The following is an 18,713-nucleotide window of genomic DNA, read 5'->3' as shown; positions in this document are numbered from 1 at the left end:
CCCATCTTTTCAGCGAAAAACAGCAAAGTCTAATGGCGTGGGTCCTGAACCATGCGGTGATGCCCACGGTAGAATACCTCAACTACGAGACGCTGGACGACAACGGCTGGGATATCAACGACGACGACCTCTTCGAGAAGGCCGCAGACGCGGACTTCGACGACGAAGACTACGGCTCTCTCGAAGTCAACCAGGGCGAGTACATCCTCGAAGCCGCCGAGGCACAGGGCTACGATTGGCCCTTCTCGTGCCGCGCCGGCGCCTGCGCGAACTGCGCGGCCATCCTGAAAGAGGGCGAAATCGAGATGGACATGCAGCAGATTCTCTCCGACGAGGAGGTCTCTGACAAGAACGTCCGTCTCACCTGCATCGGGTCGCCGGAGGCCGACGAGGTCAAAATCGTCTACAACGCGAAGCACCTCGACTACCTCCAGAACCGCGTCATCTAACGGCCGTATATCTCCCGATATACGACCCGATGTGGTCGATTCGCACTCCATTTTTGACGACGGTCGCTCAACCGGCGAGCCGGCAGTCACGACGCCGATGTATAAATTAACACTGACATATCAGAATACAGTTCTATTCTACTTTCGTCTCAGAGCCTCTGACGCGCCGTCTCCGCTCCCTTCCGCAGCACCGTTCACCGCAGCCGAGTCGTTTATCAGACTGCCAGACAAATAAGTTCGCTAACGCTGTCCCATCCCGTTAGCCCTCCATGTCATCAGACGAACCCCTCGCCCTCTACGTCGACGCCGATTCGGACCGCTCCGACGCGCTTTGCTCGACGCTCCGGGAATCCCATCCGAACCTCCGACTCCGGACCGTCACGACCGCGTCGGCCGCTGAGACGGCGCTCTCGGAGTCGTCGGTCGACTGCGTGGTCGCCCGCCTCTCCCTAACGGCCGCCGAGTCGTCCGAGGTGAACTCGGCTGACGACGGTGCGACCGCCCTCAACGACGGCGACGCTCCGTCCGCCGGCGACGGCGTCGACTTCCTCGCGTCCGTCGCCGCGCGGTATCCGTCGGTCACGACGGTCCTGTTCGACGCCGAACACTCGCCCGAACTCCTCGGCCGGGTTCGCGGCGCTGACGTCGACGAGTACGTCCGGGACACCGGTCCCGACGACGCCGCCGTCCTCGGCGACCACGTCGTCGCCCTGACGACGCGGTCCGAACGGGAGTTCCCCACCCGGATACAACTGCGAACGCTCCTCGGCGCCTTCTCGGACGTCGTGCTCTCGATAGACGAGGAGAGCACGATTCGGTTCGTGAATCCGGCCGTCGAGAACGTCCTCGGCTACCCGCCCGACGAACTGATCGGGCGACCGCTCACGGTACTGATGCCCGAGGAGATGCGCGAACAACATCAACGGGGACTCGCTCGCTACCTTGAGACGGGCGAACGAACCCTCGACTGGGAGGAGGTCGAACTCCCCGCCGTCCACCGCGACGGCCACGAGGTCCAACTGAGCATCGCGTTCAACGAACTCCGCTACGACGAGGAGCGCCGATTCATCGGCGTCGCCCGCGACGTGACCGACCAGAAGCGCCGCGAGAGAGAGTTAGAGCGGTACGAGGCGATGGTCCAGACTGTGCAGGACGGTATATACGTCCTCGACGACCGGAGCCGGTTCGTCGCGGTCAACCGGGCGTACACCGAACTGGTTGGTCGGTCCGAGGAGGACCTGCTCGGCACGGCGGCGGCGACGGTGAGCGACGACGAGACCACCGAGGAGATAGAGTCGCTCCTGACGGAGTTGCTGCGGAACGACGAGAACGCCGTCACGTACGAGACGACGGTGTCGACGCCGCGGGGCGACGTCCCCTTAGAGGCGCGCATCTCGCCGTTCCCGCTCGGCGACGGAACGTACGGCCGCGTCGGCGTCGTCCGCGACATCACCGACCGGCAGCGCAGGGAGACGCAACTCGCCTCACTCAACGAGACGGCGCAGGCGTTGACGACCGCCGAGACCTCCCAGGAGGTGTGCGAACTGGCCGTCCGGGCGGCGGCGGAGACGCTCGATTTCCCCCTCTCGGACATTAAACTGTACGACGACCGGGGCGAACTCGTCGTCACGGCGCGCACCGAGGCCGCCGAGGAGTACGTCGGCGACGGGTCGCTGTTCGGCCCCGACTCCGACGTGCCGTGGCGGGTGTACGCCAGCAGCACCAGCGCGGTGTTCGACGACGTGGCCGCCGAGGAGTCCTCGGAGTCGCCGCTTCGGAGCGCGGTCGTTCTCCCCATCGGCAAGTACGGCGTCTTCGTCAGCGGTCGGCCGGAGGCGGACGCGTTCTCCGAGACGGACGTCATCCTGGCGAACATCCTCGTCGCCAACGTGCGCGCCGCCTTGGAGCGCACCGACAGAGAGCAGACGCTCCGCGAGCAGAAAGAGGAGTTGGAGGCGCGGACGACCTCGCTGGAACGCGTGAACCGCATCAACACGGTCATCCGCGACCTGACGCGGGCGCTCACGGAGGCGACCTCGCGCGAGGAGATAGAGCAGGTCGTCTGCACGCAGTTGGTCAACGCGGACCCCTACCGCTTCGCCTGGATCGGCGAACAGGAGACGGTCAGCGGCGAACTCGTCCCGAAGACGTCCGCCGGCGTCGGCCGCGGCTATCTGGACGAAATCACCGTCACCGCCGACGACAGTCCGACGGGACGAGGACCGGCAGGTCGGGCGCTCCGGACGCGCGAACCGCAGGTGCAGAACAACTTCCACACCGACCCGCCGTTCGAACCGTGGCGCGCGAAGGCCCTCCAGCGAGGGTTCCGCGCGTCCACCTCCATTCCGCTGGTGTACAAGGAGACGATGTACGGGGTGTTGAACCTCTATGCGGACGAACCCGGGGTGTTCGACGACTTGGAGGTGAACGTGCTGGAGGAACTCGGCAAGAGCATCGGCTTCGCCATCAACGCCCTCGAACGGCGCAAGGCGCTCGTCAGCGACCGGGCGGTCGAACTGGAGTTCCGCATGGACGACGTGGACGTCCCGCCCGTCACGCTAGCGAGGGAGACGGACACCACGTTCGAGCTGGACGCCCTGGTCGAACGGGGCGACGGCGAGGTTCGCATCTTCTTCGTCGTCGGCGGCATCGACCCCGACGAGACGCTGTCTCTCTCCTCGCAGTTGACGACCATCAGCGACGGGAGTCTCATCGCCGAACGCGACGACGGCTACCTGTTCGAGGCCACGCTCGAAGACGGGAACTTCTTCGGCGCACTCCTCGACTACGGCGCGTACCCCACCGGGTTCACGGCGACGCCCGACGGCGCGACGCTCACCGTCGAACTCCCCCGAACCGGGGATATCCGGGCGTTCTTGGATATGCTCCTCCGGACGTACGACGGGGTCGAACTCGTCGCCCGCCGCGAACTGGAGCGGCCCATCCAGACGGAGTCGGAGTTCCGAGCGCTCTACCGCAAGCGGCTCACGGACCGACAGGAGGAGGTGCTCCGGACGGCGTACTTCGCGGGCTTCTTCGATTGGCCTCGGGAGGCGACCGGAAAGCAAGTCGCAGAACTCCTCGACGTGTCGCAACCGACCGTGAACCGGCACATCCGCAAGGGCGAGTGACGAACTGTTCTCGCTCGTTTTCGGGGATCTGCGACCGGACGATGAATCAGTATAGCGCCGGATTACGCGGGGGGGATATCAGGATACGCCACAGTTCCATAGGGCTAGCTACGATACTAACTGATAGAGCAATGAGTGAGTGTCAAACAGTCTGCGTCAGTTCGGAGGGGGATATCTGCTTCGCCGTCGTCGACACCGTGTCGAAACTCACGGCCACCGATCCGCTCGAACTCGAACCGCTGGGGACCGTCGTCGACACCGATGCCGTCGAAGCGCTGTTCGCGACCACCGGACTGACCGGGACCGTCCGACACGACGCGGACCTGTCGTTTCGGTACGAGGGCTGCGACGTGACCGTCGAGAACGACGGAACCGTCTCGGTCACGCGCGCGCCGCCGACGGCGGAGTTCGAGTCCGAGCACCCCACCGTTTCCGTCGCCGACGTGGGCTCGGCGGCGGGCGGCAGAGGCGATGCCGACGGACGGTAACCCGGTGGACTGCTCCGAGCCACGGTCCTCGCCGACCGGGTTTCGAATCGGGCGCGTCACCGCCGGCAGGTGGACGCTGATGCGGTATCCGGACGACGAAGTCCCGGACCGGCGCCGTCGCAACGACGAAGTCGCAGAGGAGTGTCGCCCTCCGGACGACGCCGACGGGAAGCGGTGCGCCTCCTGTGGGGTGGAGATAGACCCGACGCACCGACACCCGGCCGCCGTCGTCCCGCACGACCCCTCGACCGTCTACCTGTTCTGCGACGACGACTGCAGGACGGCGTGGCTAGACGAGAGGGGGAACGACCGACGCGGCGACTGACGGAACCGACGAGGTAGCGTATCCGACCACGACTACGAAGCACCCGAGAACCACATGTCCGTACACACCGATCCGGAACCGGAATGCACCGACCGATACAGATACATCCAGTACAACGACGACGGCGGCACCGTCGCCGTCATCCAGGACACCGAGAACCACCACGCGTGGATTCAGTCGACTCACCACGTCCCGGTCGAACAGTGACGGTGCCCTCGACGCCCGCACGCCGCTGAGACGCTAGACGACGAATACGACCGTTCACTCTCCCGAAATCACGCTCACGAGATACGCCTCCGTCTCGCGTCCCCGGCGTTTCAACGTTCCAAAACGATAACTCCCCCCGGACTCGTTCGGCCTGTATGTTCGCCTCCGTACCAGACCTCCTCCGACTCGTCGTCCTACCCCTCCTGGGATGGGCGGCGTGGCGGGATATCGAGACGCGACGGGTCCCCTCCGTCGTGTGGTATCCGCTCGTCGCTCTCGGCGCGGCGCTCCTCGCGTGGGAGTCGCTCGGCCACCTCGCCTTCACGCCTCTCGACCAGTTGTACTTCCTCCGCGTCGGTATCAGCCTCCTGTTCGTCGCGCCCCTCTCGTACGTGTTCTGGCGACTCGGCGGGTTCGGCGGCGCCGACGCGAAGGCGCTCATCACCATCTCGATACTGCTGCCGACGTTCCCGCGGTACCTGCTGCCGGGGCTGGGACTCCCCGTCGTCAGGACGACGCTCGGCGTGTTCTCGATGACCGTCCTGACGAACACCGTCGTGCTCGCCGTCGGCTATCCGCTCGCCCTCGGCGTGCGGAACCTCCTCGACGGGAGCGTCGAACTCCCTTTGATGTTCCTCGGTCGCCGCGTCTCGGTCCCCTCGCTGTCGACGGCGCACGGCCGCCTGTTCGAGACGACGACGGGGTACACGAGGAACGGCCTCGACATCGACGCCCTGCGGATGTACCTCCGCTGGCGGGGGACGACGCTGGCGGAACTCCGCGAACGACCGGAGCGACTCCGCGACCCGAACAGCATCACCGAGACGCACGACCCGACCGACGGCGCCGTCGGCGACGGGATGGCCGTCGATGGCGGTTCGGTCGAGGCGGAGGACCCGTGGGGTGCGGAGGCGTTCCTCGAAGACATCGACTCGACGGCGTACGGGACGACGCCGGAGAAACTCCGGGACGGCCTGCAGGTGGTCACCTCGCGCGAGGAGGTGTGGATATCGCCCGGCATCCCGTTCCTCGTTCCGATGTTCTTCGGCACCGTCCTCGCGTTCACCTACGGCGACATCGTGTTCGGCGTCGTCGGGGCGCTCGGGTTGGTCTGAGAAAACATCGCCAACGCGACACTTTTGCCGCGCGCGGACTAACTGCCGCGCGTGTCCCGAACCACCCGCGCTATCGCTATCGGCGGCGCACTGCTCGGCGGCGCCGTCTCGTCCCTGCTGTATCCGGACGCGTTGCTCGCGGCGACGGCCGGTCTCTGCTGGGGGCTCGGGTGCGCGCTCGCGTACCGGGAGCGGGAGACGTGGACGAACGCGAGTCGAGATGCGTCGCTCGCGAACGCCGTCCCTTCGCTTCTCCTCTCCGGCGTCGCCATCTTCGGTATCCACGCGGGGTTAGCGATTCCCGACTCGCTTCGGTGGGCGCTGGTCGTTCTCCTCGGCGGCGCGATACTCGCCGCCGTCGGCGCCGGCATCGCCCTCGGGCGCCGGGGGACGGCCGCCCCGCCGACGGCGCCCGACGAGGCGATGAGCGATGGCGCGGACTGAGCGGACCCGACGGACGGGTGTCGATAGTGCGCGATTCGACGGTACACAAGACATATCGGCCGGAATCACGTGTGCTCACTCGATGACAGACGACGTCGAGGTCGATTTCGGGGCGGACGGTCTCGTCCCCGCGGTCGCGCAGGACGCCGACTCCGGCGAAGTGCTGATGCTCGCGTACGTCTCGCCCGAGGCCCTCGAACAGACCCGCGAGACGGGCCGCGCGCACTACTACTCCCGCAGTCGGGACGAACTCTGGGAGAAGGGGGCGACCAGCGGGCACACCCAGTCCGTCGAGGAGGTGCGCGTCGACTGCGACGCCGACACGCTCCTCTACCTCGTCGACCAGACCGGCGGCGCGTGCCACACGGGACACCGGTCGTGTTTCTACCGCACCGTCGACGGCGAGGAGGTCGGCGAACGAGTGTTCGACCCGGACGACGTCTACTGAGATGGCCGACGAGCACCCGACTGCGGCCGAGACGGACGACCTGCGGGGGCGACTCACCGAGGCGCGCGAGGCCCGCGACGCCGCCGAGTCGGCGGTCGCCGAGACGGGCGAGGAGTCGGTCGTCGCCGCCGCCGACGCCTACCGGAAGGCGACGCGACTCCTCGACCGGTACGAGGATTCGGCCGTCGGGTCAGGCGACTTTCAGGCGTACGTCGAGTTCCAGGACAAGTTCCTCGGACTCGTCGAGGACCTCCCCGAGGACCTGCCGCACCGCGAGGCGTTCGAGGCCGCGGCCGAGCGTCTGGACCGCCGCCGCCTCCGCGAACGCGACTTCGAGGGCGCGCGGGAGGACCTCGAATCCGCCGCCGCGGCCGTCGAACGCCTCGACCGCAGACGCGAGGCGCGCGAGGAACTGTCGGCGGCGCGGCGCGACGCGAAACTCCGCCGGAAGGATATCGACGCCCGCATCGAGGAACTGCGGCGACTGAGCGAACTCGGCGAGGCGGACGTGGACGCGCCGGTCGAACGCCTCCGCGACCCCGTCGAGACGTACAACGACGCCGTGACCGACGAATTTCGGGCGTACAAGCGGAATCTCTCGGCGTACGAGGTGCTCACGACGATAGAGGCCACGGAGTGGTACCCGCTCGTCGACTACCAGACGCCGCCGAGAGACCTCCGGGCGTTCGTCCGCGAGAGCCCCGACGCCGACGAACCCGTCCCGAAACTGCTGGAGTTCGCCGACTACACGGGGTCGAAACTCGACCACTACGCCGAGGACCCGGCGGCCCTCCAGACGGCCGTCGCCGTCCACCGGACGTACCTCGAACGACTCGACGCCGGCCCCCTGCGCGTGTCGTTCCCGCCGCCGTCGGCCGAGACGCTCCGCCGCCGCGCGGACGAACTCGTCTCGGTCTTGGACCGCTTCGCCGACGAGGAAACGGTAGCCCGCCTGCGCGAGGTTCGGGCGCTGACGCGACTGGACGACTACGACCGCCTCCGGACGGCGGCGCGCGCCCGCACGGAACTGACCGACGACGAACTCGACCGTCTCCGCTCGGGCGCCGTCGAGACGGACCTGCGCGAACTCCGCGAGGCGCGCGAGAAACTGACCGCCGAACTCGCCGAGGACTGAGACGATGTCGGTCGTCGGCGCGTTCGCGGTGTCGCTCGGTTTCGTCTGTTTCTACTACGCCGCGAAAGCGCTGGAACTCCGACGCGCCGTCGGCCGGGCGCGCCGCCGCGACGACCCGACGGGGGAGGTGACCGGCACCGACGACGCGCCGACGGCGTGGTTGCTCCCGCCCGACGAACGGGCGGCAATGCCCGAGGACTCCGCCTCGGAGGTGTCGGTGGAACGCGGCGTCGGCCTCCTCGTCTTCGGGTTGCTCTGTCTGTTGTTCGGCCTACTCAGTTCGTTTTAACGGTGAAAAACGGAATCAGACCCGTTCGAGAGCGTCTCTGAGCGCGTCTTCGGCCCCGGATGCGAGTTCGGCGGCTCGCTCTTCGTTCCGCGCTTCGGCGTAGACGCGCACCTTCGGTTCGGTGCCGGAGGGGCGCACGAGTACCCACGCGTCGCCGTAGTCGAGGCGGTAGCCGTCCGTCGTGTTCGGCGTCGCCTCGGAGTTCTCGGCGTACTCGCGGGCGGCGTCGAGCATCGCTTCGAGTTCCGCGTCGTTCTCGTACTGGAGGTTGACGCGCACGTTCACGTAGTCGGAGTAGGGGGCGACCACCTCGCTCGTCGGACGCTCGGCGACGAGTTCGAGGAACTTCGCGGCGGTGTAGGCGCCGTCGCGGACGAGGCGGTAGTTCGGGAAGAAGATGCCGCCGTTGCCCTCGCCGGCGACGGGGACGGTTTCGCCCCGCGACCAGAGGTCGCGGATGCGCGTGATGATGTTCGTCGCGCCGATGGGCGTCAGTTCGAGGTCGGCGCCCGTCTCCTCGCAGACGTCGACGAGTCGCTGTGAGACGTTCACCGCGGCGACGGTGGTGTCGTTCGGTCCGAGGTGGGCGGCGGCGAGGGCGGCCAGCGAGGCTTCGCCGGCGACGAACTCGCCGCGTTCGTCGACGAAGACCGCCCGGTCGGCGTCCCCGTCGTGGGCGACGCCCACGTCCGCGTCGCTGGCCTTCACGAGGCGGCAGAGGTCGCCCAGTTTGCTCCCGACCGGTTCGGACTCGCGGCCGGGGAAGCGACCGTCCGGGTTGGCGTTGACCGTCACGACCTCACAGCCGAGTTCGCGGAAGAACTGGGGGCTTGTGAGACAACCCGCGCCGTGACCGGGGTCGAGAGCGACGGTCAGGTTCGCCTCGGAGATGGCCTCGCGGTCGACGGCGCCCAAGAGGTCCTCGACGTACTCGCGGTTCGCGGAGTCGATTTCGCGTATCTCGCCCACCTCGTCCCACGCGGCGGTGGCGAAGTCCTCGGCGAGGATGTGCTCTTCGATGCGCTCTAAGTCGGCGACGGAGAGTTCGACGCCGTCGTCGCCGACGAGTTTGATGCCGTTGTACTCCGGGGGGTTGTGCGAGGCGGTGATGACGACGGCCGGCACCTCCTCCGCCTCGCAGTAGCGGACGACGCCCGGCGTCGGGACGGGGCCGAGTACGTCCACGTCGACGCCGACGCTGGCGAGACCGCTCGTCGCCGCGTCGGAGAACATCTCGCCCGTCGTTCGGGTGTCGCGCGCGACCACCGCACGGTCCGACGCCCAGACTGTCCCCGCCGCCTTCGCGACGCGCAGGACGAACTCGGGCGTGAGACCGTCACCCACCACGCCCCGGGTCCCGCTCGAACCGAACAGTTTCATTACCTCCTTTTGATTCGGCCGACGCCAAAGCGGTTGCGAATCAGTTCCTTCGAATCGCTCGCGTCTTTCCCGAACGATATCAAGATTTTCACCCCTCCGAACTGATAGTTCCCGTTCTGTCCGGCCGCAGTCCTCACCGCCCGGGACGACCCGCGCGGCAGAGCCGCCGTCTCCGGTGACTTTACGCGCGGCGGGCGTCCACGCTCCGGTATGACAGCGGCGTTTCCGACGTTCGAGGTGGTCCCCGCGGTCGACATGCAAGACGGCGAAGTCGTCCAGTTGGTGCAGGGCGAACGCGGCACCGAGAAGCGCTACGGCGACCCCGTCGAGGCCGCCGAGCGCTGGGTCGACGAGGGGGCGCGCACGCTCCACCTCGTCGACTTGGACGGCGCGTTCGAGGGCGACCGGAAGAACGCCGACGCGGTGGAGTCGGTGGTGAAGGCCGTCGACGTGCCCGTCCAGTTGGGCGGCGGCATCCGGACCGCAGCGGACGCGGTCGAACTGCTCGAACTCGGCGTCGAGCGGGTCATCCTCGGCACCGCGGCCGTCGAGAACCCCGACATCGTCGGCGAGATAAGCGAGTCGCATCCGGGGTCGGTGATGGTGAGTCTCGACGCCAAGGACGGCGAAGTCGTCGTCTCGGGGTGGACCGAGGGAACGGGACTGGACCCCGCCGAGGCCGCCGCGCGCTACGAGGAACTCGGCGCGGGCGCGATACTGTTCACCGACGTGGACGTCGAGGGGCGGTTAGAAGGGGTTCAGACCGACGTGACCCACCGCGTCGTCGACGCCGTCGACATCCCCGTCGTCGCCTCCGGCGGCGTCGCGTCGCTCTCGGACGTTCGGGCGCTGAAGGAGGCGGGCGCGGCGGCCGTCGTCGTCGGGACGGCCCTCTACGAGGGGACGTTCACCCTCGAGGCGGCCCGAGCGGCCGTCGGCGAGTAGCGACCCGTCGTCGTCGCTCGCCGGGCGTTCGGGGCGCCGCACGCTCGCGGCCGCACCGTTCGACCGAATCCACCGGTTCGGTCACTCCACGTCCCGCCGTCGCTTTCCACGCGCCGGCCGGTCGATGGTGACTCTCGCCACCGCGGCCGTCGACACGAGGGCGATGAGCGCGACTCCGAGCGCCGTCCCGGTGCTGGACTGCGCGAACAGCAGGAGGCATCCGAGCGTCAGCGTGTACAGCGCCACCGCCGTTCCCTTCAAGCGCATGGACTACTACCTCTTGGCGGCCCGAGACGCATGAATATCCGGCAGACGCCCGTCAGACGGTATGGAAACGGAATATACAGCCGACTCGATTTCGAAATCCGGCCGAGAGCGCACGCGGTCGTGTGAGGATGCGAAGTAACGACACCGGCTTCCGACGCGCGCGTGAACGTGTAGTCCCACGTTTACGCACGCACCACACTGCTCGAACGGGGAGGAACCACACATGTTATCCGATACGACAGCCGCCTCGGCCGAATCGTCGTTTTCGCCCGCCGCGGGCCCTCGAAAGCGAACTGCTCCCCACGGCCGGGCCGAGTCGCGTCGGACGCGTTCCGTCGCCCGGTCCGGGCCGGTCCCGCCGTTCGCGGACTGGACCCCGAGATGCTCGTAGAGCTATCGGTGCCCGCCGGTGCGTTGGGTCTCGTCAGGACGGGAACCCGACTGACGGCGGCGGACGTCGAGTTCGAACGCGCCGTCTTCGCTCCGGACCGCGTCGCTTCCGCGGCCGTCGTCATCTCCGGGGACGCCACCGAGGCGGTGGTGGCCGCGTTCCGCGAGAGCCCCCTCCTCGAAGACGTCCGCCGCGTCGAAGAGACGGAGAACGGTGCGATCTATCGACTCTCTTGGGGGGAGACGCTGCCCGAACTGTTCCGGCGCGTCCGCGACGCCGAGGGGACTCTCGTCCGGGCCTCCCTGCGAGGCGGGGAGTGGCGCCTCGCGCTCCGGTTTTCGGACCGCGGGACGATGTCGCGGTTCTACGCCGACTACGACGACCCCGAGTACCCGCTGACCATCTACCGCATCAATTCGTCCGAGTTGACGTTGCAGACGCCCGGAAGTACCCTGACGGAGAAGCAACGCGAGGTACTTCACCGGGCGTGGGAAATCGGTTACTTCGACGTTCCGAGGCGGGCGTCGCTGATGGAACTCGCCGACGGGTTGGCCATCTCGGACACCGCGGCGTCGCAGTGTCTCCGGCGCGGCACCGCGAACCTCATCGAAAGCTATCTCCGCCAGTCCGAACGGCGGAGATTCCCGCAGCGAACCAGGAACTGACGAGGACGCGGGAGCGTTCGAGAGCGCCGCGAGGCGACGCCGTCGCTCCGTCCCACTGGCGTCAACTCGCTCCGTCGACTCCGTCGGCGCCGTCGCGTTCGAGTTCCCAGGTGAACATCGCCTTCAGCACGACGACCAGACCGTTGGTCTCACCCGTCCCCCAGATGGCCGTCTCGTCGCGGGGTTCCGGCGGGTGGTGGCTGTCTCCGTCGACCAGCACGCTCACGAGCGTCTTCTCCCGGTCGACCATCAGGCGTCGACCGGCGGGCGTCTCCGACCACGCCCACAGCGACTCGAACGGTTCGGCCTCCGGCACCTTCGCTCGGATGTCGTCCCGGACGGACGGCGAGAGGCCGGCCAGTCTGACGGAGACGCCGCGTCGGCCGGCCGCGCGGAGTCGGTCGACTATCTCCTCGGAGAGCAGTTCCTCGACGGTCATGAACACTATCTCCTCGGTCGCCTCGTCGATGAACTCGACGAGGCGGTCGGTGACCGTCTCCCGTCCCGTGACGGTCCACACCCCGCGCTGCTCCGTCGTCCGCGGCGGGGTTTCGATGGCGTCTAGGGCGTCCGACAGCGTGTCGAGTCGGTGAGTGTACTCGCGTTCGAACCGTCGCCTCGCCGTCTCGCCGGAGACGGACCAGAACTGCTTGGGCGAGGACTGCTGTACGTCGACGAGATCTCGGCCCCGGAGTTCCTCGACGGCGTCGTACACGCGAGTCCGCGGGACCTCGGACACGTCGCTTATCTCCTGGGCCGTTCCCCGCTCGATGCTGTCGAGCGCGACGAACGTTCGCGCGGCGTACGCGCTCAACCCGAGCGATTCTAACTGTTCGACGGCGACGGCGTGCGGGTCGTCGGACGAGTCTGGAGACATAGTAGAGGCGGACTTCGCGGTCGGAAACTGCCCCCGGAGGGGCAGCCACAGCACGTCGATGCAGAGAGGTTGGGACCCATTCTGACGACGTGCCACTCGCCGATGCGTGCTCCGGGATTATATTTGTGTTGTGATTAATCGAGTTAACGGATTTGACAAGCTAGTAAGCAGGGTACGGCCTGCTGTTCTCTCCAACGCTATTGTGAGTAATCGAGTGACTGCATCCGATGCCGCCGAATGCCGCCCTCGGACCGTCGAAACGGAATCACCTCGTCGCCGCTGTTTCCCCGCTCGGACCCCTCGATACGTTTCGGAGCGGAAGCGTCTTTCCTCGGGGACGCCAACCCCACTGTGACGACTGAGTAGCCGGTCGAAGAGGTTGGGACCCATGGAAGACCTAACAAACGTCGAACGAGCGGTGGAACTGCTCCAGCAACTCGGGCTCAAAGAGTACGAAGCGAAGTGCTTCGTCGCGCTCACGCAGCTTCCGAGCGGCACAGCGAAACACATCAGCGAAATCTCGGAGGTGCCGCGCACGCGCGTGTACGACGCCGTCCGCGTGCTCGAAACGAAGGGACTCGTCGAGATTCAGCACGCGAACCCGCAGCGGTTTCGGGCCGTCTCCATCGAGGAGGCGGCCCAGACGCTTCGGGCCGAGTACGAATCGCGGACGGACTCGCTCCGGGAGACGTTGCAGGGAGTCGAGGCGGCCACCGTCGAAGACGAGGTGGACGTCTCCCACGAGGTGTGGGCGCTCTCGGGAAGCGCGGCGATAGCGACCCGCACGTCCCAACTCATCGAGGAGGCCGAGGAGGAAATCGTCCTCGTCGTCGGCCACGAGTTGGCACTGACCGACGGGTTGGTGGACCAACTCGAATCGGCGCAGGACCGCGGCGTCTCGGTCATCGTCGGCACGGTGTCGGAGTCGCTCCGCGAGGACGTGCGCGCGTTGCTCCCGGGCGCGGAGGCGTTCGTCTCCGAGTTGGGCTGGCTGAGTTCGATGGCCGCGGCGGACGACGACACCGAGATAACCCGACTGCTCCTGATCGACCGGGCGACCATCCTCGTGAGCACGGCTCACTCGAACGCCGCGACGAAAGAGGAGTCCGAACAGGCCGTGTTCGGGCGCGGGTTCGACAACGGACTCGTGACCATCGTCCGCCGACTGATGGCGACGGGGCTGTTTCCCGTCGACGGCCCTCCCTCGGGGGCGGCCGGAGAGGGAGCCAGTTCGGACGCGTCGTGAGGCGAGCGACCGCTGCCGCGCGAGAGCGCAACCGTGATACCGCCCCGCGACGACTCGCCGATATGACCGACGACGCCGACGCGGACGGACGGAGAGAGGCCGCCCCGCGCACCGCCGCCATCTCCCGCGAGACGGCCGAGACGACCATCGACGTGACGCTGACGGTCGACGGCGACGGCGACGCCGTCGTCGACACCGGCGTCGGGTTCTTCGACCACATGCTCGAAGCGTTCGCCAAGCACGGGCTGTTCGACCTGACCGTCCAGTGCGACGGCGACCTGCACATCGACGACCACCACACCGTCGAGGACGTGGCTATCGTCCTCGGAGACGCCCTCTCGGAGGCCCTCGGCGACAAGCGCGGCATCGTCCGGTACGCCGACCGGAAAGTACCCCTGGATGAGGCCGTCGCCGGCGTCGTCGTGGACGTGAGCGGCCGCCCGTACTTCGCGTTCGACGGCGCGTTCTCCCAGGACGAAATCGGCGACTTCGCGAGCGACATGGCCCGGCACTTCGCCTACTCGTTGGCGATGCACGCCGGCCTGACGCTGCACACCGAGGTCCGCGGCGACAACGCCCACCACGAGGTCGAGGCGCTGTTCAAAGCCCTCGCCCGCGCGCTGGACGACGCGACGCGCGTCGACCCGCGGCGCAGCGACACGCCGAGCACGAAGGGGGCGCTCTAGCTCGCCTTCCGGAGCCGTCCGTCCTCCTCCGCCAGCACGTCGCGCTCGATTCCGTAGTCGATGATGGCGTCGACCTCGGAGCGGTCGAGTTCGTACGCACCGGTCGCGACGTCGGCGAACTCGTCCCGTTCGACCGGCAGGTCGCGGTTGTTCAGCAGGCGCATCACCCGCCGGAACTTCTCCGGTTCCGCCTCGATGGACTCCGCGGCGTCCATCTCTCCTCCCGCCTCGACGTCCCCTTCGACCTCGTAGTCCTCGGCGGGGTCGCCCTCGGTCGACTGCCGCCTGTCGGCGTCGTCGACCTCGTAATCCTCTGCCGGTCGGTCGCCGAACGTCTCCTCGTCGTCCGTCTCCTCGACGGTTCTCTCCTCGTCCGACTCCGAGGTGGTCTCCCTCGTTTCGTCCGGCGTCGCAGTCTCCTCGACTGCCGCCTCCTCGTCGACCTCGTAATCCTCGGCCGGCCGGTCGCCGAACGTCTCCTCGTCACCCGTTTCCTCGTCGCCCGTCTGCTCGACGGCCCCCTCGTCGTCGACGTCGGCCGTCTCGCCGTGGGCCGCGCCTTCGTCGTCGGTTCCGCCGTCGGCCGTCCGGGACGTTCGCTCGGACTCGGTCGTCATCGGCGTCGCGTCCGTCGTGTCCTTCGCCGATGTGGCGATGGGCCGTTCGGTGATGTCGCCCTCCCGGTTGCTCATCCGCGAGGCGGAGACGGGTTCGGGCGACTCGCCCCGTTCTCGCTTCTCGACGACGGAATCTCTGCTCGCCGCCGCGTCGAAGCCGAGGCGGGCCAGGAGGGGGTCGACCACGGTTTCGAGCGTCCGAAGGCAGTCGTCGCAGAGGACGACGCGACGCTGTTCGTCTTCGGTCGGCGAGAGTTCCGCGGGGAGGACTTCGTAGATTCCGCTGGCGTCCTCGCCGCAGAAGTCACACGAGCGAAGCTGTCGCATAGGCATACCCGAACGATGCTCACCGCGGGCGGTTAAACCCTCTCGCCGCGGCCGGACTCGGTCGCCCCCGACCCCTGCGAGGCCGTCCCGTCCGGCGACGAACGAGGGATTAATGCCGCCGCCTTCCAATCTCCCGAGAAGCGATGTTCGACGAGATAATGCGGAAGTTCGAGGGGAGTCCGAGCCAACAGGAGGTCATCCGCCTCCTCCTCGAACGCGGGTTCTCCGTCAACGACGAGGGGCGCGTCGTCTCCGGCGGCATCGAGATTCCGAACACCGGTATCGCCCGCGAAATCGGCGTCGACCGCCGCGTCGTCGACTCCACGACCAGCGCCATCCTCGACGACGAGCAACTCCGCCGCATCTTCCAGAACATCTCCTCGATTCCCAGCCTGATGGACCTCGCGCCCGTCCTCGACCTCTCGGTTCTCACCGTCGAAGTCGCCGACGCCGACGCCCCCGGCATCGTCGCCGAGATAACGTCCAGACTGGCCGACCGCGACATCTCCATCCGCCAGACGATAAGCGAAGACCCCGAGTTCACCGACGACCCGAAACTCTACCTCGTCACCGACGAACCGGTCCCGGGCGACCTGCTGAACGAACTGTCGGGACTCCCGTTCGTCCGCCGTATCAGCATCGCCTGACTGTCCGTCGCTCCGGCCCAATCCCGTTTCAGTGGCCCGTGCGTAACGTCTTCGATGGCCGACTCACGCGCACACGTGTTCGTCTCCGGTACGGTACAGGGTGTTCACTTCCGAGACAACCTCCACGAGACGGCCCGCGCCCACGACGTCGACGGGTGGGCGCGGAACCTCGAAGACGACCGCGTCGAGGCGGTGTTCGAGGGGGCCGAACCGGACGTCCAACACGTCGTCGACTGGTGCAAGCGCGGCCCGCCGAAGGCCGACGTCGAGGGCGTCAACATCGAGTGGGGGAGCCCGCAGGGGGATTTGGAGGGCTTCCGGAAGGTGAACGAGTAGAACTCGGACCTCAAACCGACCTCGCCCGCGACGACCGAACCCTTTTGCCTGAACCCGCGCCAACTCCGACCGTGACCGACGCCTACCGCACCGTCGCCGGCCCCGGTGAGGCCCGCTTCGAGATTCGCGGCTCCGAGTTCATCGGCTACGTCGACCGGGCGAACACCGTCGAGGAGGCGGAGGCGTTCGTCGACGCGGTGCGGGAGCGACACGCCGACGCGACGCACAACGTGCCCGCCTACCGCGTCCCCGCCGGAGGGGAGTCGGCCGGGTCCGGGACGATGCTCCGCGAGTACTCCTCGGACGACGGCGAACCCTCGGGGTCGTCGGGCAAACCCGCGCTGAACGTCCTCGTCCAACAGGACATCAGAAACGTCGTCGCCGTCGTCACGCGCTACTACGGCGGCACGAACCTCGGCGTCGGCGGCCTCGCCCGCGCGTACTCCCGCGGCGTGAAGGACGCCGTCGACGCCGCCGGAACCGTCGAGGAACTACCGCACGAGACGTTCTCCGTCACGGTCGCCTACGACGACTCCGGCACCGTCCGCGGCATCTTAGAGAGCGCGGACGTCGAGTTCGACGCCGCCTACGAGGCCGACGTATCCTTCGACGTTCGGGTTCCGGTCGAGGAGGGGTCCGGTCTCCGCGACCGGATTCGGAGCGCCACCAGCGGCCGGGCCGACGTCGGGTAGCGCCCCGTGCCGACTATATTTTCCCGCCGCTGCAAAAAGAAATTTGAGCACAGTCGGTGTACCTGAGAGGAGGCGAACCATGACCTACGACCCCGAACGCAGACGGTACTACCCCGACGACGACATCGCGCTCAGCGAGGCGATACTGGAGGCCGTTCAGGAGCACGAGCACGCGACGTTCTCCGGCGACGAGTTCCGCCTGTACGATAACATCAACCCCGACGCCATCGACATGCTGTTCAAAGACACGAGCGACGTCGAGATCAGCGTCACCATCGAACTCGAAAACCTCACGATGGGGCTGTGGAGCGACGGCGGCGTCGACATCCGCGTCAGCGACAAAGTGGAGTAGCGTCTCCGACCCTCCCGACCTCGCCGTCGACTCGCACCGTCCGCTCCTCCGAAGAGACGGAAGCGACAGTATCACGTCTCGGACCGTCGTCTCGCCTCCATGACAGACCGATACGAGACGGTCGTCGTCGGCGGCGGCATCGTCGGTTCCTCCGTCGCCTACCACCTCGCCCGCGAGGGAGTCGAGACGCTTCTCGTCGACCGACGCGACGAGGGCCGGGCCACCGACGCCGGTGCGGGCATCCTCTCGCCTGCGACGACCAGCAGGGACGACGAGACGTGGGTCGCGTTCGCCGTCGAGGCCGTCGGCTACTACGAGGAGCTGGTCGCCGCCCTCGAACGAGAACAGGACGGCCCGCACGGGTACGCCGAACGGGGCGTCCTGAGCGTCGCCATCGACGACGACGAGGTCGAGGCGTTCGAGCGGACAATGACACATATCGAAGAGCGACGCGAGCGCTTCGGCGTTCCCGAGCCGGGGTCGCTGCGGGAAGTCGACGCCGAGGAGGCGAGAGAGCGGTTTCCGCCGCTGGCCGACGTGGAACGGGCGTTCTACTACGAAAACGCCGCCCGGGTCGACGGGCGGACGTTCGAGTCGGCGCTCCGGCGGGCGGCCGAGTCCCACGGGCTGACCGAACGCGAGGCGAGCGTGCGCGAACTGGTTCTCGGCGACGGCGGCGTCGAAGCGGTCGGAGGAGTCGTCCTCGAATCCGGCGAGCGCATCGACGCCGACAGCGTCGTCGTCGCGGGCGGCGCGTGGTCCGAGTCGTTCGGGTCGCAGTTGGGCGTCGAGGTCCCCGTCGAACCGCAACGCGGGCAGATAGTCCACCTCGACGTGGACGCCGACACCGACGGTTGGCCCATCGTTAGCCCGTTCCAGGGTCACTACATGGTGTCGTGGGACGACGGCCGCGTCGCCGCCGGCGCGACCCGCGAGACGGGGTCGGGGTTCGTCCCGCACACCACCGTCGAGGGGTTGCGGGAGGTGTTCGAGGAGGTGCTCCGCGTCGCTCCCGGCCTCGCGGACGCCTCCCTTCGCTCCTCGCGCGTCGGCCTCCGACCGCTGAGTCCCGACGGCCTGCCCGTCCTCGGCGCGGTGCCGGGCGTTCCGAACGCCTACCTCTGTACGGGACACGGACCCACGGGCCTCCAGTTGGGACCGTACAGCGGGAAAATGGTCGCCGACGCCGTGCGCGGCGAGACGCCCGCGACGGACATCGAGCGGTTCGCCGTCGACCGCTTCTGAACCGCGGTC

Annotated in this window: 23 protein-coding genes; 19 read left to right on the top strand and 4 right to left on the bottom strand. The window is 67.7% G+C overall.

Annotated features, from left to right (window positions below; translation table 11 throughout):
* Positions 1-59 precede the first annotated feature (59 nt).
* The 10 genes from fer (at position 60) to C474_RS09715 (ending at position 8,031) form a co-directional block, all read left to right on the top strand.
* The gene (fer, locus tag C474_RS09755) at positions 60-449 is read left to right on the top strand and encodes a ferredoxin Fer (protein ID WP_008386312.1); all 390 of its coding nucleotides are present in this window, start codon (positions 60-62) and stop codon (positions 447-449) included.
* Positions 450-718: 269 nt separating this feature from the next.
* Positions 719-3,580 carry a PAS domain S-box protein gene (locus tag C474_RS09750; protein ID WP_008386310.1) on the top strand — a complete coding sequence of 954 codons (2,862 nt, stop codon included), beginning with the start codon at positions 719-721 and terminating at the stop codon, positions 3,578-3,580.
* Between the two features lie 131 nt (positions 3,581-3,711).
* Positions 3,712-4,068, top strand: coding sequence for a HalOD1 output domain-containing protein (locus C474_RS09745; RefSeq protein WP_008386309.1), 357 nt, complete (start codon positions 3,712-3,714; stop codon positions 4,066-4,068).
* A gap of 79 nt (positions 4,069-4,147) precedes the next feature.
* The gene (locus tag C474_RS09740; RefSeq protein ID WP_152421643.1) at positions 4,148-4,393 is read left to right on the top strand and encodes a DUF7576 family protein; all 246 of its coding nucleotides are present in this window, start codon (positions 4,148-4,150) and stop codon (positions 4,391-4,393) included.
* A gap of 54 nt (positions 4,394-4,447) precedes the next feature.
* On the top strand, positions 4,448-4,600 hold the full coding sequence (locus tag C474_RS22595) for a DUF7331 family protein (RefSeq protein WP_169330565.1): 153 nt from the start codon (positions 4,448-4,450) through the stop codon (positions 4,598-4,600).
* 155 nt (positions 4,601-4,755) lie between these two features.
* Entirely contained in the window at positions 4,756-5,715 is a 960-nt protein-coding gene (locus C474_RS09735) for an A24 family peptidase (RefSeq protein WP_008386305.1), read from the top strand.
* Positions 5,716-5,766: 51 nt separating this feature from the next.
* The gene (locus C474_RS09730) at positions 5,767-6,159 is read left to right on the top strand and encodes a hypothetical protein (RefSeq protein ID WP_008386303.1); all 393 of its coding nucleotides are present in this window, start codon (positions 5,767-5,769) and stop codon (positions 6,157-6,159) included.
* 82 nt (positions 6,160-6,241) lie between these two features.
* Positions 6,242-6,607 carry a phosphoribosyl-AMP cyclohydrolase gene (gene hisI, locus C474_RS09725; protein ID WP_008386301.1) on the top strand — a complete coding sequence of 122 codons (366 nt, stop codon included), beginning with the start codon at positions 6,242-6,244 and terminating at the stop codon, positions 6,605-6,607.
* A gap of 1 nt (position 6,608) precedes the next feature.
* Positions 6,609-7,742 (top strand): DUF7118 family protein, encoded by a 1,134-nt coding sequence (locus C474_RS09720; protein WP_008386300.1) that lies wholly within the window; start codon positions 6,609-6,611, stop codon positions 7,740-7,742.
* A gap of 4 nt (positions 7,743-7,746) precedes the next feature.
* Positions 7,747-8,031: a hypothetical protein gene (locus C474_RS09715; RefSeq protein ID WP_008386298.1), complete on the top strand. Its 285-nt coding sequence runs from the start codon at positions 7,747-7,749 to the stop codon at positions 8,029-8,031.
* Positions 8,032-8,046: 15 nt separating this feature from the next.
* Here the strand turns inward: C474_RS09715 and glmM are convergent, their stop codons facing one another.
* Positions 8,047-9,411 carry a phosphoglucosamine mutase gene (glmM, locus tag C474_RS09710; protein WP_008386296.1) on the bottom strand — a complete coding sequence of 455 codons (1,365 nt, stop codon included), beginning with the start codon at positions 9,409-9,411 and terminating at the stop codon, positions 8,047-8,049.
* 210 nt (positions 9,412-9,621) lie between these two features.
* Between glmM and hisA the strand changes: the two genes are divergently transcribed.
* On the top strand, positions 9,622-10,356 hold the full coding sequence (gene hisA, locus C474_RS09705; RefSeq protein WP_008386295.1) for a 1-(5-phosphoribosyl)-5-[(5-phosphoribosylamino)methylideneamino]imidazole-4-carboxamide isomerase: 735 nt from the start codon (positions 9,622-9,624) through the stop codon (positions 10,354-10,356).
* An 81-nt stretch (positions 10,357-10,437) separates the two neighbouring features.
* On the opposite strand, the gene C474_RS09700 is transcribed toward hisA, so the two are convergent.
* A complete protein-coding gene (locus C474_RS09700; protein WP_008386293.1) occupies positions 10,438-10,623 on the bottom strand; it encodes a hypothetical protein in 186 nt (61 codons plus the stop codon).
* Positions 10,624-11,004: 381 nt separating this feature from the next.
* Between C474_RS09700 and C474_RS09695 the strand changes: the two genes are divergently transcribed.
* A complete protein-coding gene (locus C474_RS09695) occupies positions 11,005-11,679 on the top strand; it encodes a helix-turn-helix domain-containing protein (protein WP_049916893.1) in 675 nt (224 codons plus the stop codon).
* A 61-nt stretch (positions 11,680-11,740) separates the two neighbouring features.
* On the opposite strand, the gene C474_RS09690 is transcribed toward C474_RS09695, so the two are convergent.
* Positions 11,741-12,556 (bottom strand): TrmB family transcriptional regulator, encoded by an 816-nt coding sequence (locus C474_RS09690; RefSeq protein ID WP_008386290.1) that lies wholly within the window; start codon positions 12,554-12,556, stop codon positions 11,741-11,743.
* 388 nt (positions 12,557-12,944) lie between these two features.
* Between C474_RS09690 and C474_RS09685 the strand changes: the two genes are divergently transcribed.
* The gene (locus C474_RS09685; protein WP_008386288.1) at positions 12,945-13,802 is read left to right on the top strand and encodes a TrmB family transcriptional regulator; all 858 of its coding nucleotides are present in this window, start codon (positions 12,945-12,947) and stop codon (positions 13,800-13,802) included.
* A gap of 62 nt (positions 13,803-13,864) precedes the next feature.
* Positions 13,865-14,488, top strand: coding sequence for an imidazoleglycerol-phosphate dehydratase HisB (gene hisB / locus C474_RS09680; protein WP_008386287.1), 624 nt, complete (start codon positions 13,865-13,867; stop codon positions 14,486-14,488).
* On the opposite strand, the gene C474_RS09675 is transcribed toward hisB, so the two are convergent.
* Positions 14,485-15,438 carry a hypothetical protein gene (locus tag C474_RS09675; protein ID WP_239640410.1) on the bottom strand — a complete coding sequence of 318 codons (954 nt, stop codon included), beginning with the start codon at positions 15,436-15,438 and terminating at the stop codon, positions 14,485-14,487. The two genes, hisB and C474_RS09675, sit on opposite strands and share 4 nt — an antisense overlap.
* A gap of 137 nt (positions 15,439-15,575) precedes the next feature.
* On the opposite strand from C474_RS09675, the gene C474_RS09670 reads away from it, so the two are divergent.
* The 5 genes from C474_RS09670 (at position 15,576) to C474_RS09650 (ending at position 18,704) form a co-directional block, all read left to right on the top strand.
* A complete protein-coding gene (locus C474_RS09670) occupies positions 15,576-16,079 on the top strand; it encodes a regulator of amino acid metabolism (RefSeq protein ID WP_008386284.1) in 504 nt (167 codons plus the stop codon).
* Positions 16,080-16,133: 54 nt separating this feature from the next.
* Complete coding sequence (locus C474_RS09665; protein ID WP_008386282.1) at positions 16,134-16,415, top strand: acylphosphatase; 282 nt, start codon at positions 16,134-16,136, stop codon at positions 16,413-16,415.
* A 71-nt stretch (positions 16,416-16,486) separates the two neighbouring features.
* Positions 16,487-17,107: an IMPACT family protein gene (locus C474_RS09660; protein WP_008386279.1), complete on the top strand. Its 621-nt coding sequence runs from the start codon at positions 16,487-16,489 to the stop codon at positions 17,105-17,107.
* Positions 17,108-17,186: 79 nt separating this feature from the next.
* The gene (locus tag C474_RS09655) at positions 17,187-17,459 is read left to right on the top strand and encodes a HalOD1 output domain-containing protein (RefSeq protein ID WP_008386277.1); all 273 of its coding nucleotides are present in this window, start codon (positions 17,187-17,189) and stop codon (positions 17,457-17,459) included.
* Positions 17,460-17,558: 99 nt separating this feature from the next.
* Positions 17,559-18,704, top strand: a complete 1,146-nt coding sequence (locus C474_RS09650; RefSeq protein WP_008386275.1) for an NAD(P)/FAD-dependent oxidoreductase — start codon at positions 17,559-17,561, stop codon at positions 18,702-18,704.
* The last annotated feature ends 9 nt before the right edge of the window (positions 18,705-18,713 follow it).

Source organism: Halogeometricum pallidum JCM 14848, from assembly GCF_000337095.1.
Classification (GTDB): domain Archaea; phylum Halobacteriota; class Halobacteria; order Halobacteriales; family Haloferacaceae; genus Halogeometricum; species Halogeometricum pallidum.
Note: the sequence above shows the minus strand (reverse complement) of the source record. Positions and strands in the feature narration are given on the sequence as shown.

Bases quoted from the DNA above. Each gene is read 5' to 3' on its own strand.
- C474_RS09715 (WP_008386298.1), top strand. From the start codon at position 7,747: ATGTCGGTCGTCGGCGCGTTCGCGGTGTCGCTCGGTTTCGTCTGTTTC.
- C474_RS22595 (WP_169330565.1), top strand. From the start codon at position 4,448: ATGTCCGTACACACCGATCCGGAACCGGAATGCACCGACCGATACAGA.
- hisA (WP_008386295.1), top strand. From the start codon at position 9,622: ATGACAGCGGCGTTTCCGACGTTCGAGGTGGTCCCCGCGGTCGACATG.
- C474_RS09675 (WP_239640410.1), bottom strand. From the start codon at position 15,438: ATGCCTATGCGACAGCTTCGCTCGTGTGACTTCTGCGGCGAGGACGCC.
- C474_RS09745 (WP_008386309.1), top strand. From the start codon at position 3,712: ATGAGTGAGTGTCAAACAGTCTGCGTCAGTTCGGAGGGGGATATCTGC.
- C474_RS09720 (WP_008386300.1), top strand. From the start codon at position 6,609: ATGGCCGACGAGCACCCGACTGCGGCCGAGACGGACGACCTGCGGGGG.
- hisB (WP_008386287.1), top strand. From the start codon at position 13,865: ATGACCGACGACGCCGACGCGGACGGACGGAGAGAGGCCGCCCCGCGC.
- hisI (WP_008386301.1), top strand. From the start codon at position 6,242: ATGACAGACGACGTCGAGGTCGATTTCGGGGCGGACGGTCTCGTCCCC.
- C474_RS09670 (WP_008386284.1), top strand. From the start codon at position 15,576: ATGTTCGACGAGATAATGCGGAAGTTCGAGGGGAGTCCGAGCCAACAG.
- C474_RS09700 (WP_008386293.1), bottom strand. From the start codon at position 10,623: ATGCGCTTGAAGGGAACGGCGGTGGCGCTGTACACGCTGACGCTCGGA.
- fer (WP_008386312.1), top strand. From the start codon at position 60: ATGCCCACGGTAGAATACCTCAACTACGAGACGCTGGACGACAACGGC.
- C474_RS09740 (WP_152421643.1), top strand. From the start codon at position 4,148: ATGCGGTATCCGGACGACGAAGTCCCGGACCGGCGCCGTCGCAACGAC.
- C474_RS09690 (WP_008386290.1), bottom strand. From the start codon at position 12,556: ATGTCTCCAGACTCGTCCGACGACCCGCACGCCGTCGCCGTCGAACAG.
- C474_RS09750 (WP_008386310.1), top strand. From the start codon at position 719: ATGTCATCAGACGAACCCCTCGCCCTCTACGTCGACGCCGATTCGGAC.
- C474_RS09650 (WP_008386275.1), top strand. From the start codon at position 17,559: ATGACAGACCGATACGAGACGGTCGTCGTCGGCGGCGGCATCGTCGGT.
- C474_RS09665 (WP_008386282.1), top strand. From the start codon at position 16,134: ATGGCCGACTCACGCGCACACGTGTTCGTCTCCGGTACGGTACAGGGT.
- C474_RS09655 (WP_008386277.1), top strand. From the start codon at position 17,187: ATGACCTACGACCCCGAACGCAGACGGTACTACCCCGACGACGACATC.
- C474_RS09695 (WP_049916893.1), top strand. From the start codon at position 11,005: ATGCTCGTAGAGCTATCGGTGCCCGCCGGTGCGTTGGGTCTCGTCAGG.
- glmM (WP_008386296.1), bottom strand. From the start codon at position 9,411: ATGAAACTGTTCGGTTCGAGCGGGACCCGGGGCGTGGTGGGTGACGGT.
- C474_RS09685 (WP_008386288.1), top strand. From the start codon at position 12,945: ATGGAAGACCTAACAAACGTCGAACGAGCGGTGGAACTGCTCCAGCAA.
- C474_RS09735 (WP_008386305.1), top strand. From the start codon at position 4,756: ATGTTCGCCTCCGTACCAGACCTCCTCCGACTCGTCGTCCTACCCCTC.